Source organism: Streptosporangium sp. NPDC002544, from assembly GCF_040295965.1.
Taxonomy (GTDB): domain Bacteria; phylum Actinomycetota; class Actinomycetes; order Streptosporangiales; family Streptosporangiaceae; genus Streptosporangium.
In genome coordinates this window covers 376,388-391,387 of the sequence record NZ_JBEOWJ010000004.1, presented here as the reverse complement: position 1 = coordinate 391,387, position 15,000 = coordinate 376,388, and the positions used below count along the sequence as shown (strand labels likewise).

The 15,000-nt window shown below is 67.4% G+C and carries 18 protein-coding genes and 1 tRNA gene; 14 read left to right on the top strand and 5 right to left on the bottom strand.

Translation table 11 applies throughout. The annotated features are described in order from the left end of the window. Positions 1 to 4 precede the first annotated feature (4 nt). From ABT061_RS08620 to ABT061_RS08580, 9 genes are all read left to right on the top strand, one after another. Positions 5 to 721, top strand: coding sequence for a GntR family transcriptional regulator (locus tag ABT061_RS08620; RefSeq protein WP_350914177.1), 717 nt, complete (start codon positions 5 to 7; stop codon positions 719 to 721). 236 nt (positions 722 to 957) lie between these two features. After that, positions 958 to 1,407 carry a plasmid replication, integration and excision activator gene (locus ABT061_RS08615; RefSeq protein WP_350914175.1) on the top strand — a complete coding sequence of 150 codons (450 nt, stop codon included), beginning with the start codon at positions 958 to 960 and terminating at the stop codon, positions 1,405 to 1,407. Then, on the top strand, positions 1,404 to 1,730 hold the full coding sequence (locus tag ABT061_RS08610) for a hypothetical protein (protein ID WP_350914173.1): 327 nt from the start codon (positions 1,404 to 1,406) through the stop codon (positions 1,728 to 1,730). Before ABT061_RS08615 ends, ABT061_RS08610 begins: the two co-directional genes overlap by 4 nt. An 87-nt stretch (positions 1,731 to 1,817) precedes the next feature. Then, positions 1,818 to 3,230, top strand: coding sequence for an FtsK/SpoIIIE domain-containing protein (locus tag ABT061_RS08605; RefSeq protein ID WP_350914170.1), 1,413 nt, complete (start codon positions 1,818 to 1,820; stop codon positions 3,228 to 3,230). Continuing rightward, positions 3,227 to 3,430: a hypothetical protein gene (locus ABT061_RS08600; RefSeq protein ID WP_350914168.1), complete on the top strand. Its 204-nt coding sequence runs from the start codon at positions 3,227 to 3,229 to the stop codon at positions 3,428 to 3,430. The genes ABT061_RS08605 and ABT061_RS08600 overlap by 4 nt, the downstream gene beginning before the upstream one ends. Continuing rightward, a complete protein-coding gene (locus tag ABT061_RS08595) occupies positions 3,423 to 3,581 on the top strand; it encodes a hypothetical protein (protein WP_350914166.1) in 159 nt (52 codons plus the stop codon). The genes ABT061_RS08600 and ABT061_RS08595 overlap by 8 nt, the downstream gene beginning before the upstream one ends. Beyond that, entirely contained in the window at positions 3,578 to 5,236 is a 1,659-nt protein-coding gene (locus ABT061_RS08590; RefSeq protein WP_350914164.1) for a replication initiator, read from the top strand. Before ABT061_RS08595 ends, ABT061_RS08590 begins: the two co-directional genes overlap by 4 nt. After that, entirely contained in the window at positions 5,233 to 5,427 is a 195-nt protein-coding gene (locus ABT061_RS08585; protein WP_350914162.1) for a helix-turn-helix domain-containing protein, read from the top strand. Before ABT061_RS08590 ends, ABT061_RS08585 begins: the two co-directional genes overlap by 4 nt. Then, the gene (locus tag ABT061_RS08580; RefSeq protein WP_350914160.1) at positions 5,424 to 6,635 is read left to right on the top strand and encodes a tyrosine-type recombinase/integrase; all 1,212 of its coding nucleotides are present in this window, start codon (positions 5,424 to 5,426) and stop codon (positions 6,633 to 6,635) included. Before ABT061_RS08585 ends, ABT061_RS08580 begins: the two co-directional genes overlap by 4 nt. Positions 6,636 to 6,695: 60 nt before the next feature. Here ABT061_RS08580 and ABT061_RS08575 read toward each other — a convergent pair. Together ABT061_RS08575 and ABT061_RS08570 are read right to left on the bottom strand one after the other, a co-directional pair. Beyond that, positions 6,696 to 6,768: transfer RNA gene (locus ABT061_RS08575), tRNA-Arg, on the bottom strand. A gap of 129 nt (positions 6,769 to 6,897) precedes the next feature. Then, on the bottom strand, positions 6,898 to 7,197 hold the full coding sequence (locus ABT061_RS08570; protein ID WP_350914158.1) for an ArsR/SmtB family transcription factor: 300 nt from the start codon (positions 7,195 to 7,197) through the stop codon (positions 6,898 to 6,900). Positions 7,198 to 7,300: 103 nt separating this feature from the next. Between ABT061_RS08570 and ABT061_RS08565 the strand changes: the two genes are divergently transcribed. Further along, complete coding sequence (locus ABT061_RS08565) at positions 7,301 to 7,930, top strand: nitroreductase family protein (protein WP_350914156.1); 630 nt, start codon at positions 7,301 to 7,303, stop codon at positions 7,928 to 7,930. A gap of 21 nt (positions 7,931 to 7,951) precedes the next feature. On the opposite strand, the gene ABT061_RS08560 is transcribed toward ABT061_RS08565, so the two are convergent. After that, complete coding sequence (locus tag ABT061_RS08560) at positions 7,952 to 8,506, bottom strand: hypothetical protein (protein ID WP_350914154.1); 555 nt, start codon at positions 8,504 to 8,506, stop codon at positions 7,952 to 7,954. A 131-nt stretch (positions 8,507 to 8,637) separates the two neighbouring features. On the opposite strand from ABT061_RS08560, the gene ABT061_RS08555 reads away from it, so the two are divergent. Together ABT061_RS08555 and ABT061_RS08550 are read left to right on the top strand one after the other, a co-directional pair. After that, a complete protein-coding gene (locus ABT061_RS08555) occupies positions 8,638 to 9,765 on the top strand; it encodes a sensor histidine kinase (protein ID WP_350914152.1) in 1,128 nt (375 codons plus the stop codon). After that, positions 9,762 to 10,397: a response regulator gene (locus ABT061_RS08550; protein ID WP_350914149.1), complete on the top strand. Its 636-nt coding sequence runs from the start codon at positions 9,762 to 9,764 to the stop codon at positions 10,395 to 10,397. Before ABT061_RS08555 ends, ABT061_RS08550 begins: the two co-directional genes overlap by 4 nt. A 40-nt stretch (positions 10,398 to 10,437) precedes the next feature. Here ABT061_RS08550 and ABT061_RS08545 read toward each other — a convergent pair whose 3' ends face one another. Further along, positions 10,438 to 10,902 carry a MaoC family dehydratase gene (locus ABT061_RS08545; RefSeq protein WP_350914147.1) on the bottom strand — a complete coding sequence of 155 codons (465 nt, stop codon included), beginning with the start codon at positions 10,900 to 10,902 and terminating at the stop codon, positions 10,438 to 10,440. A 135-nt stretch (positions 10,903 to 11,037) separates the two neighbouring features. Between ABT061_RS08545 and ABT061_RS08540 the strand changes: the two genes are divergently transcribed. Both ABT061_RS08540 and ABT061_RS08535 read left to right on the top strand, forming a co-directional pair. Continuing rightward, positions 11,038 to 12,246, top strand: a complete 1,209-nt coding sequence (locus ABT061_RS08540; protein WP_350914145.1) for an esterase-like activity of phytase family protein — start codon at positions 11,038 to 11,040, stop codon at positions 12,244 to 12,246. 332 nt (positions 12,247 to 12,578) lie between these two features. Further along, positions 12,579 to 13,010: a hypothetical protein gene (locus tag ABT061_RS08535; RefSeq protein ID WP_350914143.1), complete on the top strand. Its 432-nt coding sequence runs from the start codon at positions 12,579 to 12,581 to the stop codon at positions 13,008 to 13,010. Between the two features lie 1,011 nt (positions 13,011 to 14,021). Here ABT061_RS08535 and ABT061_RS08530 read toward each other — a convergent pair. Then, a complete protein-coding gene (locus ABT061_RS08530) occupies positions 14,022 to 14,234 on the bottom strand; it encodes a hypothetical protein (RefSeq protein ID WP_350914141.1) in 213 nt (70 codons plus the stop codon). Positions 14,235 to 15,000 lie beyond the last annotated feature (766 nt).

Below are 15,000 nucleotides of genomic sequence, written 5' to 3'. Positions count from 1 at the left end.
TAAGATGAGCAGGGATTTCGCCCCTCCGAAGTATGCCCAGGTGATGGGCGCGATTCAGGAGCGTATCGAGGCCGGGCAGTACGCGGCCGGTGACATGCTGCCCTCCGAGACGCAGTTCGTCCGGGAGTTCGGGGTGGGCCGCACAACGGTGGTGCGGGCACTTCAGACACTGGCCATGCAGGGCTGGATCGAGCGCGAGCACGGCCGCGGCTCGTTCGTGAAGGGCCGTCCCGAGAGCGCCGCCGATCGCATCCGGCCGGGCCTGGCGGTGACCGAGCAGTCCGAGAGCGGCGAGACGGTCACCGACGTTGCCCGCGTTCCGGCTCCCCGTCACATCGCCCGCCTGCTCGGCGTGGAGGACAAGACGCCGGTGATCTCACGTCGGCGAGTGGCCAGGCAGGGTGGCCGGGTGTCTGCGGTGGAGACCCTGTGGTTCCCGCTGGAGATCGCGTTGGGCACCGACGTCGACAAGCCCGAACCGCTCGCGCGCGGGGTGCGTCATCATCTCCAGGCGGTCAGGCACCTGCGCTTCGATCACGTAACTGAGCGGCTAACCGCGCGCAACCCGACCAAGGAAGAGGCCGAGTTGCTCAGCTCCTCCAAGCCTGTCCTCGGGGTGCTGGCCACCGTTCATGACGCCGCTGGGGCGGTGCTCCTGGTGATGAGCATGGCTCTCCCTGGTGACCTGCACGAACTCCAGGACGTTTATCAGGTGAGTTAATAATGGCCGCCATAACATAAGCCATAACGTTAATTATTAACATAAGCGTCAATGATAATAATTGACGTAAGCAATAATGTTAATGGTCGCCATCATTAAAAGCTATTGCTAAAAACAGACATCAAGCATCATTTCGCCCAATCACTTGTGTGGATGAGTTGGAGAAGCTACTCTCAACTCAGTCGGACAAGTGGACGACCGGACATCGGGCCGACCCGATCGAAAGGACCATCGACATGGCCATCCAAGGCCCCATCCCCATCAGCTTCCACCAGGTCTTCCCGCACGGCTGCTTCGTCGTCGGCGAGGTCGAGCAGGTCAAGGACTTCGACGCCTCGTCCAAGGGACGCACCGTCTACGCCAAGGACAAGAACACCGGCGAACTCGTCTGGCAGGTCGCCGTCATGGACGCCGACCCCACCGTCAAGGCCGGACAGAAGACGGTCTCGGTCAAGATCCTGTCCGCAGTTCAGCCAGTCGTCCCGGCTGCGCTGCCGGGCCTGCCGTTCGTGCCGGTGGAGTTCGACGGCATGACCGCAACCGCGTACGTCGCCCAGAACACCGGTCGCCTGGCCTGGTCCATCCGGGCAACGTCGATGCACGCTCCCCGCTCCGCTGCGGCTTCCGCTCGGCAGAGTGCTTCGGCCTCGGTCAAGGAGACGGCCGGCAAGGACGTGGCCGCGTGAGTGAGCACAAGCCCTACACCTACGTCACCGCGTCGATCCGTGAGGGCGTCACCCGGCTCGATGTCTCCTTCTGCACCTCGGACGTGTCGGCCAAGGCTTTCGGGGGCGACGGTGAGCGGCCGTTCCTGACCCTGTCCAGCGCCGAGGCGCAGATGACGGTCACCACCACGGGCGGCGGGCCGGTCACCGAACGGGACGTGACTCTCGCCCGGGAGATCTTCGCCGCTTCCGCGCGCTACCTGGCCGACTGCGAGCGCCTCCGCGCGGAACAGCCGACCGCCTCCACCAACCAGGCCATACCGCCCGGTGAGGCCGCGGCCTGACACGTAAGCGGGGCCGCCAGAAGCGCCAACTTCCGGCGGCCCCTCGGTTCTCCCTCTCACGCGAATTCAAGGAAGGCCCCCAGCCTAATGTTCAAGAAACTGCCCGGCGACGAGGCACAGCACCTCGTCTCCACCACCCCCGATACCGCCGTCGTCTTCCGCCCGGCCGTCGTCCGTACCCCGGCGATCATCACGATTCTGATCTTCACGTGGCGGCTGCTGGCCGGTCTCGTGCGGCTGCTGTGGCGTCACCCGATCGCCTCGACCGTCGCACTCACCCCTGGCGCGGTCACCTACTTCTACGGCTGGCGCTGGGGCCTCGGCCTCGTCATCCTGGTTCCGCTCAGCCTCACCGCGTGGTGCCTCCTCGCTCGTCCGTCGTTCCTGCGCCTGGTGGGCTGGCGGCTGCTGGCCTGGTGGCGTCGGGTGTGGGTCTATCGGCGCCACTGGCAACCGGTAATGATCATCTCCGGGCTCGGCCGTCACTTACGCGGCCGGGACTACCTGCCCCGCATCGTCAAGGTGTCCTGTACCTCGTGGGCTGACCTGGTCACGGTGCGGATGCTCACCGGGCAATCGGTCAAGGACTGGTCCGACCGCACCGACCACCTCGCCCACGGGTTCGGCGCCCGTTCCTGCCGGGTCTCCATCGCAAGAGCTGGCCGGCTACTGCTCGTCTTCCCCCGGCGCGATCCCCTCGCCACACCGCTCCCAGCCATACCGGTTCCGGCTGAGGCGTCGGTGGGTCCGGTGGAGGTCGGCACGTGCGAGGACGGCAAACCCTGGCTGCTGAAGGTTCACGACACTCATGTCCTGGTCGCCGGGGCCACCGGGGCGGGCAAGGGCTCGGTCATCTGGTCAACGATCCGCGGCCTGCTCCCCGCCACTCGGGCAGGGCTGGCGCAGGTGTGGGCGCTGGATCCCAAGCGGATGGAACTGTCCTACGGCCGCGACCTGTTCGGCACCCGCTACGCCGCGAGCCCGGCCGACTGCGCAGATCTCCTGGAAGCAGCGGTGCAGATCATGCAGGAGCGGGCCGACCGCTACGCCGGACTCCAGCGCTCCCACACTCCCACCGTCGATGACCCGTTCGTCCTGGTGGTGGTCGACGAGGTGGCGTTCCTGACCGCCTACCAGTCCGACAAGGGGCTGAAGCTCCGTATCTCCGCTGCCCTGGCCACCCTCACCACGCAAGGCCGGGCGGTCGGGTTCGGCGTGATGGCGGCCCTCCAGGACCCCCGCAAAGAGGTCATGAACATCCGCAACCTCTTCCCCGACAAGATCGCGCTCCGCCTCGACGAATCAGAGCAGGTCGATATGGTCCTCGGCGACGGCGCACGGGATCGCGGGGCGCTGGCCGATCACATCTCCCCGATCCCCGAGCAGGGCGCCGGCATCGGCTACGTCCGGCTGGAGACCTCGCCCGACCCGATCCGGGTGCGCGCCGCCTACGTCTCCGACAGCGACATCCGCGCGATGGCGCTGGGGGTGACCGCGTGAGGGTCTGCTTCTACGGCACCGATGAGGAGATCACCCGCATCTGCGAGCGGCCCATCCTGGCCGTCCTGGGAACTCGCCACGCTCAGCCCGTCCTGGCCTTCGAGCTGGTCAACGTCCGCGTCACCGCCGACCCGTACCAGACCATGTTCCGGCTGGTGGCCGACCTGTCCGAAGTGCGGGAGAGGGGCGAGCGTGACTGAGCTGGCCTACATCCTCGACGGCCTGCGCTGTGCGGCCTGCCACGCGGTCAACACGCTGTGGCTCGATCTGATCCGCGGCCTGGTCGAGTGCCGCGAATGCGGACAGGGCGCACTCCTCGACCCCGACCACGAGCAGGAGGCAGACGCGTGAGCAACCCCAACGACCGTAGCCTCTCGCGTGCCGAACGTCAGAGAATGCCGCTCGCACTGGACGTGGCGGTGGAGATCGCCAAGCACAACGGGGTGTGCATCCGGCCCGTGGTCCTGCGGCGCTTGGACACCCACACCGGGCTCACCGAGGACGTCAACGTGCCCTGCGGGACCACCATGGACGCCAAGTGCTCGTCGTGCGCCCGGCGCAACCGCTACCTGCGGATGGCCCAGTGCCGGGAAGGCTGGCACCTGTACGCCGAACCCTCGATCACCCCGGATGAGCCCAGCGAGGAACAACTCTGGCTGGTGGAGTTCCGCGCGGACATGCAGGCTCAGCGTGATGCCGCGGAAAAGGCCGGCGACGACACCACCACCGACCTGGACGCCATCCTCACCGGACTGGATGCCGAGATCACCGCGGCCGGGATGCGCGGCACCCTGCTCGGCCGTACCACCGCCAAGCGCAACCGCTCGACCCGGCGACGCCAGGACGCCCCCGACCTGCCCCGGAAGGTCCGGCAGAACACCACCCTGGGACGGACCTTCACCAGTTCCGACGGGATGGTCTACCGGCCGTCGCTGTTCGTCACGCTCACGCTTCCCTCCTACGGCAAGGTGCGCAACGGCGTGCCCGTCGATCCGGACGGCTACGACTACCGGCGGGCGGTCCGGGACGCGCTGCATTTCTCCAAGCTCGTCGACCGCTTCGTGCAGAACCTGCGCCGGGTTGCGGGCTATGACCTGCAGTACTTCTCTTCGGTCGAACCACAGAAGCGACTCGCGCCGCACCTGCACATGGCCATCCGGGGCACCATGCCGCGCGCCGAGGTCAAGGCGATCGCGGCGGCCACCTACCACCAGGTGTGGTGGCCCTCGGTCGACGAGGTGCGCTTCGAGGGCGATCACCTGCCGGTGTGGGTCGAGCGTCCCGCACGGGAAGACGGCACTCCCTACCCGGACGGACAGGACGGCGACTACCTCGATCCGGTCACCGGGGAAGTGCTGCCCACCTGGCGCGAAGCGCTCGACCGGCTCGACGCCGACGAGGAGGCCGAGCCGCTGCATGTGGTCCGCTTCGGCGCCCAGGTCGACGTTCAGGGTGTCCTCGGTGGCACCCCGGATGCCGACCAGTGCATCCGCTACCTGTCCAAGTACCTGACCAAGAGCCTCGGCGACACCCTCGACGCCGACAACCCGGCCCAACGTGACCACGCGTCTCGCATGGTCGAGGCGCTCCGCTACGAACCCTGCTCCCCGGCCTGCCCGAACTGGCTGCGCTACGGAGTCCAGCCCAAGAACCCCAAGGCGGGCATGGCGCCGGGCCGGTGCCGGAGCAAGGCGCACAAGCCCGAACACCTCGGCTACGCGGGCCGGCGCGTCCTGGTCTCTCGTAAGTGGTCCAACAAGACCCTGTCCGAGCACAAGCGCGACCGCCACACCTGGGTCATGGAAGCCCTCGGCCTGGCCGACGAGGCCCCCGACCCGCACCGCTACATCTGGAAGCCCGTCCCGGCCGGTGACGGCGACATCCCCTCCCTGGCCCTGCGACTGCTGCGCATGGTCGCCGAACGCCAGCGCTGGCGAGCAACTCTGCTGGCCCTGCAAGCCAAAGCGACCGGACAAGACCTTTCGGCAATCAGGGAGGCGGCATGACGAATGACCCGGACCTGATGCTTCTCCGCCCCGAGAAGGCGGCAGAGCTTCTCAGCGTTGGCCGGACCACGGTCTACGCGCTGATGCGGTCGGGCGCTCTCCGCTCGGTCCGTGTCGGCACCCTTCGCAGAATTCCCCCGACCGCGCTCGCCGAGTTCGTCGCGCATCTGGAAGAGGAGCAAGCAGCATGAGCACCAAGAAGCGTGGCCACAACGAGGACTCGATCTACAAGGACGGCGACCGGTGGCGCGGGGCGATCTCCATCGGGTACGGGCCGAACGGGGAGCGCATCCGTAAGAAGGTCTCCGGCAAGACGCGGCCCGAGGTCGTCGAGAAGATCCGGAAGATCCGCGAGGGCATCGCCAAGGGGCTGCCGGTCCCCGACGACAAGATCACCGTTGGTGCCTTCCTTGACCGTTGGCTGTCCACGCTCCCCGGTCATATCGCCGATTCGACCTTGGACGACTACGAGGACACGGTACGACTCCACCTCAAGCCGGGACTCGGGCGGCATAAGCTCACCGCGCTGACCGTCGCTCACGTCGATGCCCTGTGGCAAGCCAAGCGGGCGAAGTACAAGCCCAACAGTGTCCGGATCATGCGGGCCGTCCTGCGCAAGGCACTCGGACAGGCTGAGCGTGAGGGCCTGGTGGCGCGGAATGTCGCGGCGCTGTCGATGCCTCCCCGGCTCAACACCGACGAGGGCCGTACGCTCACGGTCGACCAGTCGCACAGGCTTCTCGACGAGGTCGCGGAGCATCGAATGGGGGCGCTCGTCCTCCTGGCGCTCGTCTTCGGTCTTCGCCGCGGTGAGGCTCTCGGGCTGATGTGGAGCGGCTTCGACCCGGAGGCCAGAACCCTGCGTGTGGCGCACGCGGTGAAACGGATCAAGAACCGCGCCCCCGGCGCGGAACGCAAGACCAAGCTCGTGATCACCGAACTCAAGACCAGGAAATCACGCCGTACGCTCTGCCTGACGCCCGAGTTGGTCGACGCGCTCAAGCGGCATCGGGCCACGCACAACGCGGAACGTCTCCAGGCCGGAGAGGAGTGGACCGAGCACGGGCTGATCTTCCCCACGATGCTCGGCAATCCGTCCGACCCCGACACCTTCTCTCACCTGTTCTCGAAGCTGGCGCAGAAGGCTGGCCTCGGCCACTGGCACCCGCACGAGCTGCGGCACTCCGGCGCCTCGCTCATGCTCGCCCAGGGCACGCCGCTGCACGTCGTCTCCGACGTCCTCGGGCACGCCAGCATCGCGATCACCAAGGACGTCTACGGCCATCTGATGGAGGGGGACAAGCGGGCGGCGTCGGCGGCGATCTCGGGGGCTCTGCTGGGCAGACCCGCGCCTTTGGCTCCCAGGTTGGCTCCCACCGACACCGAAGAGACCGGCTGAGAGCACAACGAAAAAGGCCCCTGATGGCGTAATGCCTGTTCAGGGGCCTTCTTGCATGTGTGCGGCCGGAGGTACTCGAAACCCCAACCTTCTGATCCGTAGTCAGATGCTCTATCCATTGAGCTACGGCCGCTCGCTGCGTAAGCAAGCATAGCGGGTTTTGTGGGGTGCCTCGAACCGGTTAGCCGATCGGTTCGTGATCGAGGGAGGGCGCGAGCTCCGCGCCGAGGTCGGGCGGCGTGACAGGCCCTGGATCAGAGGGTCAGGCGGACCGGAGGATCGAGGAGAGGACACCGGGAAATCGGGTCTCCATCTCGGCGAGGCGGAGTTCGTGGCGGCGGAAGCTGCCTTCGGGGGTGACGCGAAGGAGCCCGGCCTCACGGAGGACCTTCAGGTGATGGGAGAGGGTCGACATGCTCACCGGGACGTCGAACTGGCCGCAGACCACGCCGCCGGCCTCGGCGAGTTGGCGGACGACCGAGAGCCGGACCTCGTCGGCGAGGGCGTTCAGCATGGTGGGGAGGGTGACGGAGGAGACGTCCGGATGATGAAGGGCCCGCATGGGCCGATCCTAGCCAAGGATTTCGAGGCTTTGACAAACATCGAAGTCCAGCAGCACAATCGAACCTAGCAATTCGACCATCATCGAAATCTTTGGCGGCCAGATGACCCCCGACGACGTGCTCTCCACCACCCGGGCCGTACGCAGGCGACTGGATCTCACCCGGCCCGTCCCCCGCGAGCTCATCGAGGAGTGCCTCAAGCTCGCCGTACAGGCTCCGACCGGGCGTAACCGCCAGCGCTGGCACTTCGTCGTGGTCACCAAGCGGGAGCAGCGGGAGAGGATCGCGGCGCTGTGGCGGGAGGGGATGCACCTGCCAGGGACGCCGATGCCGGAGGAGGACGCGCGGCGGGCGTACGCGTTCCCGGGCTCGATGGAGCGGGTCTGGGAGGGAGCGGATCATCTGTACCGGCACATTCACCAGGTGCCGGCGTTCCTCATCCCGTGCATCACCGGGCGGACCGAAGGAGCGAGCGCGCATGAGCAGGCCAACACGTTCGGCTCGATCCTGCCCGCCGTCTGGAGCTTCATGCTGGCCGCGCGGGCCAGGTCGCTGGGTACGGCCTGGCTGGGGCCGCTCCGGCTGGAGCGGGAGGCGGCCCAGGTGCTCGGCATCCCGTACGGAAAGGTGATGCAGGTGGCGTTCGTTCCGCTGGCCTACACGATCGGCACCGATTTCAAGCCCGCGCGCCGGGTGCCGATGGAGGAGGTCACCCACTGGGATCGCTGGTGACACCGCGACCGATGCGCGGAATCAGTCACCGGAATCGCCGGCGACGCCGACCTTCTTCGGGAACAGCGTGTAGCTCAGCGGCCAGAGCACGGCGATCAGGGGGATCTTGAGCGCACCGGCCATGAAGGCGATCAACGCCGTGGTCCGTGACGGGTCGCCGACGATGAGGATCAGGCCGAACAACAGGGCGCAGGCGATGCCGTACGCGAGAACGATCCTGAGCCAGATGCCCCATTCGTACCGGGCCCTGGCCATGCCGCCGGGCGGAGGTCGCCACGGCTCGGGGCCGCCGGCGAAGCGGTGGGCGAACTTCGCGTCGGCCCAGGTGATCGTACGGTGGCCGAAGACGATCGAGTAGCCGATGTAGGCGGCGGCCAGCCCGTGGCGCCAGTCCGCCTGGGCGCCGCCGCGCATGTCGATGACGGAGGCGATGAGGAGAACCACATCGAGCAGCGGAACCGCCAGCAGCAGCGCCGTGCTGAGCCGGCGCATGCCCCACAGGTAACGTGAGGCGAGCCCCAGGCCCAGCAGGATCCAGAACCCGATCTCGCATCCGATGATGATCGCCAGAACCATGGATTCATCCTCCCAACCCGGTCGACCTGGGACATCGTCGGAGCTGATGAACCGGTGTACATCCTTTTATGTACCGGCGATCCTCCCTGCGCCGCTCCTGCGGGCCGTATCGGAATGATGGGATGAGAGGCATGAGACGAGACGCGCTGGGGGCCGTGGCGTGTTTCGTCGTCGGTCTCCTGCTGCTCGCCGCGGGCGCCTACCAGCACCGATGGGCCGCCGCCCCGCTGTTCATCGGGCCGCTGGCGATCTCGTGTGTGGGGGTCGCGGTACGGCGGAGCAGGCCGCTGCTGGCGCTCGTGCTGGGGGGTGTGGCCTTCGTCGGCGACTCCGCCATGGGCCCGTCGCTGGGTACGCTCCTGATCGTCACCGACAACCTCTACTCGGGGGTCAGGTACGGTCCCCGCGCGCTGGGCAGGTGGATGCTCGGCATCACCTCGGTGATCGCCGTCGTCGCGGGTGTGGTCGCCGGGGTCCTGTTCAGGCAGTGGGCCGCCGCTGCCGTCTTCCTCGTCCAGACGGGCCTGGTCGGGGTGACCCCTGTCCTCACCGCGATGATCATAAGACAGCTGGAGGACCAGGCGACCTCCGAGCGCGCGCGGGCCGAGCAGGTGGCGCGGCTGGCGGAGCTGGACCGGGCGGCCGCGGTGCAGGCCGAGCGGGCCCGGATGGCACGGGAGTTGCACGACATGATCGCGAACCACTTCAGCGCGATCGCCATCCAGTCCACCGCCGTCCTCTCCCGCCGGGACCTGGACGCGCAGACCGTACGGAAGGTGCTGAAGTCCATCAGGGAGAACAGCGTCGAGGGCATGGGCGAGATGCGTGCCATGATCGGGCTGCTCCGGCAGGACGGCGAGGAGCCCGAGGCGATCCGGCGCCGGGTGGCCGAGGCTGAAGAACTGGCGGAGCGGGCCCGGGAGGCGGGGCTTGACGTGCGGATACGGGTGGACGGCGATGCCAGGGAGCTGCCCGCCTCGGTCGATCTGGCCGGTTACCGGATCGTCCAGGAGTCGCTGACCAACGCGCTCAAGCACGGCGGAAAGGCCGCCGACGTGGTGATCGGCTACCTGCCGGGGCTGGTCACGCTGACCGTGGACAACCCGGTGGGCGAGGCGGAGCGGGAGCTGCCCGGCGCGGGTGCGGGGATCATCGGCATGCGGGAGCGCACGAACCTCGTCGGCGGCGTCTTCGAGGCCGGACCGCATAATGACGGCTGGCGCGTCCGCGCCGAGTTGCCCACTCTGGAGAGCACGTGACCATCCGAGTCCTCGTCGCCGACGATCACGCGGCGGTCCGCGCCGGGATCGTCCTCATCCTCGACGGTCACGACGACATCGAGGTCGTCGGCCAGGCCGCCAACGGCGAGCAGGCCGTCGCGATGGCCTCCGAGCTCCGCCCGGACGTGGTGTTGATGGACATCCGGATGCCGAAGCTCGACGGGATCTCCGCGACGCGCGCGCTGAGCGGGATCGCCGACGTGCTGATCCTGACCACCTTCGACATCGACGAGTACGTCTTCGGGGCGCTGCGGGCCGGAGCCGCCGGGTTCCTGTTGAAGAACACCGACGCCGACGCCCTGGTGAACGCGGTGCGGGTGGTGGCCAGGGGCGACGGGCTCATCGCGCCCTCGGTCACCCGGCGGCTGATCTCGGCCTTCGGCGCGTCGGTCCCCGCGCGCAGGCCGTACGAGATCGGCGGCCTCACCCCGCGCGAGCGCGAGGTACTGGCCTGCATCGGCCGGGGCCTGTCGAACACGGAGATCTCCGTGGAGCTGGACATGGCGGAGGCGACGACGAAGACTCACGTCAGCCGGTTGCTGAACAAGCTGGGTCTCCGCAGTCGCGTCCAGGCCGCGATCCTGGCTCAGGAGCTCTCCACGGAGGGCTGAGTCGAGGAGGGCGCCCTCCGCGGGAGAGGTGACCGCATGGTCAGGAGCTCTCCGCCGGGACGTACAGCGAGAGGGTCTCCGCGACGCAGGCGGGCTTGGGCTTGCCCTCGACCTCCACGGTCAGCCGCATTTTCGACAGGTAGCCCGAGGGGGTGCCCTTGAGGTCGACGAGTTCGGCGCCTGCCCGGACCCGCGCGCCGACCGGGATCGGCGAGGGGAAACGGACCTTGTTGAGCCCGTAGTTGATGCCCATGGCCAGATCGCCCACCTGGAACAGCTCCACCATGAACGAGGGCAGCAGCGCCAGGCTCAGGTATCCGTGGGCGATGGTGCCGCCGAACGGCCCCTGCTCCGCCTTCTCCACGTCCACGTGGATCCACTGGTGGTCGCCGGTCGCGTCGGCGAACAGGTTGACCTGTTCCTGGGTGATCTCGCGCCACTCGGTGTAGCCGAGATGCTCCCCGACGGCGGACTTGAGCTCGATGATGTTGGCGAAAATCCTCATATATGGAACTTTATTCCGTTGGGAGGGCAGCGAGAAGCCACAAGCGCATCAACTCCCTCAGCCATGCCTTTGTTTTCGCTGTACGGCCCGCGGCGTAATACCGGCCGTTCATCCGGGTTCCCTAACGTGCCCGCCATGAGACGACGTATGACGATCACCATCGGCGCGGCCGTACTGGCACTGGCGGTGTCCGCACCGGCGGTGGCCGACCCTGGACAGCCCGGTTCCGACAGGCACGGACGCTCCGAATTCGGGCGCGCCACCCTGACCGGGTTCGCCTCCCTGCCCGCGCTGACCTTCGTACCCGGCAGCGAGCCGTCGGGGGCGCAGCTCGGCACGGCTCCGATCAACGGGGTGACCCCGCCGTTCACCGGGCAGCCGGTGCAGGGTTTCAGCGGCATCGTGCGGCGGCAGGACGGTACCTTCGACGTGCTGTCGGACAACGGCTACGGCGGCAAGGCCAACAGCCCGGACTTCCTGCTGCGGGTGCACCAGGTGAAGCCCGACTTCAAGCGCGGCAAGGTCGCGGTGCTCGGCGGGTTCGACCTGAGCGACCCCGACGGTCACGTCGGCTGGGCGCTGACCCGGGCGGACCGGAAGCTGACCGGCGCGGACTTCGACGTGGAGTCGATCGTACGGACCTCCGACGGCACCTACTGGATCGGGGACGAGTTCGGCCCGTTCCTGCTGCACTTCTCCGCCACCGGCAAGCTGCTTGAGGCGCCGATCCCGCTGCCCGGCGTGAAGGCCCCGGAGAACCCGTCCCTGGGCGGCGAGCAGCCCAACCTGGGGCGGAGCAAGGGCTTCGAGGGCATGGCCCGTTCGGTCGACGGCCGCACGCTGTACCCGCTACTGGAGGGCACCGTGACCGGCGACGAGGCCGGGACGCTGCGGATGAACGAGTTCGACCTGCGCAAGCGGGCCTACACCGGCAAGCGCTGGACCTACCGGCTGGAGAGCCCCGACAACGCGATCGGCGACATGATCGCAGTCGATCGGCACCGGTTCCTCGTCATCGAGCGCGACAACCTTGAGGGGGACGCGGCCAGGACCAAGCACATCTACCTGGTGGACATCCGCCACGCGGACCTGCGCAAGACCCTCGTCGCCGACCTGCTCGACCTGGCCAACCCGCACGACCTGGGTGGGTTCGGGAAGACCTTCAGGTTCCCGTTCCAGACCATCGAGGACGTGGTGATCCTCGACGACCGGACTCTGGGCGTGCTCGACGACAACAACTTCCCGTTCTCCGCCGGCCGCACCCCGGGCCGGCCCGACGACAACGAGTTCATCACCGTGCGCCTGTCGCGCCCGCTTCTGGCCGACCCCCGCGTCTACCGGTAACGGTCCGTGGACCTGCCTGGTATCGCCGGTGACACCGGCGATACCAGGCAGGTCGTCTCGCTGACCGGCGGCGCCTGCAGGGTTTCCCGCCGAGGAACCGGCCGGTAATTCGCAGCAACCTCGCCTCTCATAACATACGAACAACTATGACAAAACCGTAAATAATAATAGATAGACTCCCATCGACCTTCACGGCGCCATTTATTTGCTCTGCCTCAACCGTTTCAATGAGCTATCTCACTGTCCGAGGGGTATCTCCTAGCTGCTGCCGCTTATGAGGTAGTGAGGGATATCAGATGTTTTCGGAACCAGAAACGAGATGGGGAAATAACGTGCTTCCTCGAAAGAGCGGACGGACACCGGGGCCGATCTCCGGCAGGCGGGTGGGCGTCCTCGCCATCGCGGCAGTCTCCGGCATCCTCATGACGTCGAACCAGGCACCGGCCAACGCCACCATCGGGCAGGTCCAGGCGCTCGGCTCGATCTCACAGCTGAATGCCGACAGCACTCTCGACGGCCGCCTCTCCCCCAACCCCAACCCCTCCCGCCGGCAGTATCGCGAGGAGAGGCCCTCGGACAGGTGGCGGGGAAGGCCGCACCGCCACCAGGACCGTCCCTACGACCGTTACCGCGGCCGCCGGGGCGGGAACGACTTCAACGAGAACGAGGGACCCGGGCGCGAGCGCCTCACGCGCTCGGAAAGAATGATGAGGGACCTCCAGAACGACCCGTCATTCCCGGAGATCATCATCCGCGACAAGTAGTCCCTGACACCTGGCCGCGACAGGTGATACGCCGCCAAGTGGAACCTGTCCGGTGACGGCACGGCACGATGAGCAGGAGCGGTCACCCACGCCAGGAGCAGGGAAGAAGTGTGTGTCGTACCGGTTCACACCGGTACGACACACACTGTCATTTAAAGCATGAATTTACATGCGGTTATGCCACCGAACTATGAGGAAATATGCTTTCCGGGCAACGCCGATCGTTGATCATCAGCATTGGACCGCCCGACCCTCCCGCCCCCTGACATCATCACCTTTCCCCGCTCATCGGACATCATAAAAGCTCCCATGGAACACTACTCCCGAACAATCATCCTAAATCTGACTAAACCGTAGATGAGGCATAGGTTTTTCTGCACAGTGCCGCTTATTTGCTCTTCCTGAACTATGCCGGAGCGTTATCCCCATAAGCCCCGGGTATCTCCTGTTCCGTCGTCACTTCCGTGGCTGCACGACGGGTCCGGATATTTTCGGAATTAGTAAAGATATGGGGAAATAACGTGCTTCCTCGTAGGAGCAAGTGGGCGCCAGACCATTCCGGTAAGCGTGCCGGCGCTTTGGCCGTCGCGGCGATGGCAGGCATCCTCGTGATGTCGTCGAACCAGGTTCCGGCGAGCGCCACCGCCGACAACGCAAGCATTCTGTTCGCACCTCACGGCGACAACGGGGGTAACGGAGGTAAAGGGGGCAAGGCCCGTCTCCAATATTCCGTGCACAGTGGTGAGAAGCCTATTCTTCGCCCGTGCCGCTCCTGCGGATGCCGCGGAGGCCGTCACTGCGGATGCCCTGGCGGTCCCGGCTGGGGTCGAGGTCGAGGCTGGGGCGGGGACGGGGACGGAGACGGTGCCCGGGACAACGACTGCGACCGGGGCGCCAGGCCCGCCTTCGACAAAGATCGGGGCCGGGACGATGAACGCGACGACGAGCGCGACGGGCCCAGAGTGATCGATCTGACCGCCCCCGGCAGGCCTACTGGGCGGCGCCCCACTGCTACCAGTTCCACCAACGCGTTCGCAGGACCGGCAGGACCCGCAGGGCCTCCAGGACCGGCAGGGCCCGCAGGACCCGCAGGGCCTCCAGGACCAGCAGGACCCGCAGGACCCGCAGGGCCTCCAGGACCAGCAGGGCCTCCAGGACCGGCAGGGCCCGCAGGACCGATGGGACCGGGAGGACCCGCGGGACCGACAGGGCTGACAGGACCAATGGGGCCAGGAGGACCCGCAGGACCCGCGGGACCGATGGGACCAGGAGGACCCGCGGGACCCGCAGGACCGACAGGGCTGACAGGACCGATGGGGCTAGGAGGACCCGCAGGACCTGCGGGACCGATGGGATTGACAGGCCCGATGGGGCTGACAGGACCGATGGGGCTACCAGGCCCGATGGGACTACCAGGCCCGATGGGATTGACAGGACCGATGGGACTACCAGGCCCGATGGGGCTGACAGGACTGACGGGGCTGACAGGCCCGATGGGATTGACAGGCCCGACGGGCCCCGCAGGACCCAGAGGCGCCACCGGCCCAGCAGGACCCGCAGGTGCGACGCCCCTGGCAGGACCAGCAGGGCCTCCAGGCCCCGCGGGACCTAGAGGTCCGGCAGGACCCAGGGGCGCGACAGGTCCGGCAGGTGCGACGCCCCTGGCGGGGCCCGCCACGCCCCCGTCCAGCGGATGCGTCGGCCTGACCGGCGCCATGATCGCTCTCCAACCCGTCTGCGCCATCACACCTGCCAGTCTCAGCGGACATGTCTACTCCGCCGTGCCCACCGGCCTCGCCGGATCTACCTGCACCACCGGTGCCATGGGCCTCGTCAGTTCGTACGGGGCCATCGGGTGCATGTAGCCCGCGGCGAAGCGGCGGCGTGCTTCCACGGCATTCACCGGCCAGAGGTCGTGCCCCTGCTGAGCAGGGGCACCCTTGGCCTGCTCGAAGAGGCGCTCGCGCTAGACCTGCGACGTCCTCAGGAC

Coding starts and splice junctions, on each gene's coding strand:
- ABT061_RS08545 (WP_350914147.1), bottom strand. CDS start 10,902: ATGAGGATTTTCGCCAACATCATCGAGCTCAAGTCCGCCGTCGGGGAG.
- ABT061_RS08605 (WP_350914170.1), top strand. CDS start 1,818: ATGTTCAAGAAACTGCCCGGCGACGAGGCACAGCACCTCGTCTCCACC.
- ABT061_RS08540 (WP_350914145.1), top strand. CDS start 11,038: ATGAGACGACGTATGACGATCACCATCGGCGCGGCCGTACTGGCACTG.
- ABT061_RS08620 (WP_350914177.1), top strand. CDS start 5: ATGAGCAGGGATTTCGCCCCTCCGAAGTATGCCCAGGTGATGGGCGCG.
- ABT061_RS08585 (WP_350914162.1), top strand. CDS start 5,233: ATGACGAATGACCCGGACCTGATGCTTCTCCGCCCCGAGAAGGCGGCA.
- ABT061_RS08555 (WP_350914152.1), top strand. CDS start 8,638: ATGAGACGAGACGCGCTGGGGGCCGTGGCGTGTTTCGTCGTCGGTCTC.
- ABT061_RS08565 (WP_350914156.1), top strand. CDS start 7,301: ATGACCCCCGACGACGTGCTCTCCACCACCCGGGCCGTACGCAGGCGA.
- ABT061_RS08560 (WP_350914154.1), bottom strand. CDS start 8,506: ATGGTTCTGGCGATCATCATCGGATGCGAGATCGGGTTCTGGATCCTG.
- ABT061_RS08580 (WP_350914160.1), top strand. CDS start 5,424: ATGAGCACCAAGAAGCGTGGCCACAACGAGGACTCGATCTACAAGGAC.
- ABT061_RS08570 (WP_350914158.1), bottom strand. CDS start 7,197: ATGCGGGCCCTTCATCATCCGGACGTCTCCTCCGTCACCCTCCCCACC.
- ABT061_RS08615 (WP_350914175.1), top strand. CDS start 958: ATGGCCATCCAAGGCCCCATCCCCATCAGCTTCCACCAGGTCTTCCCG.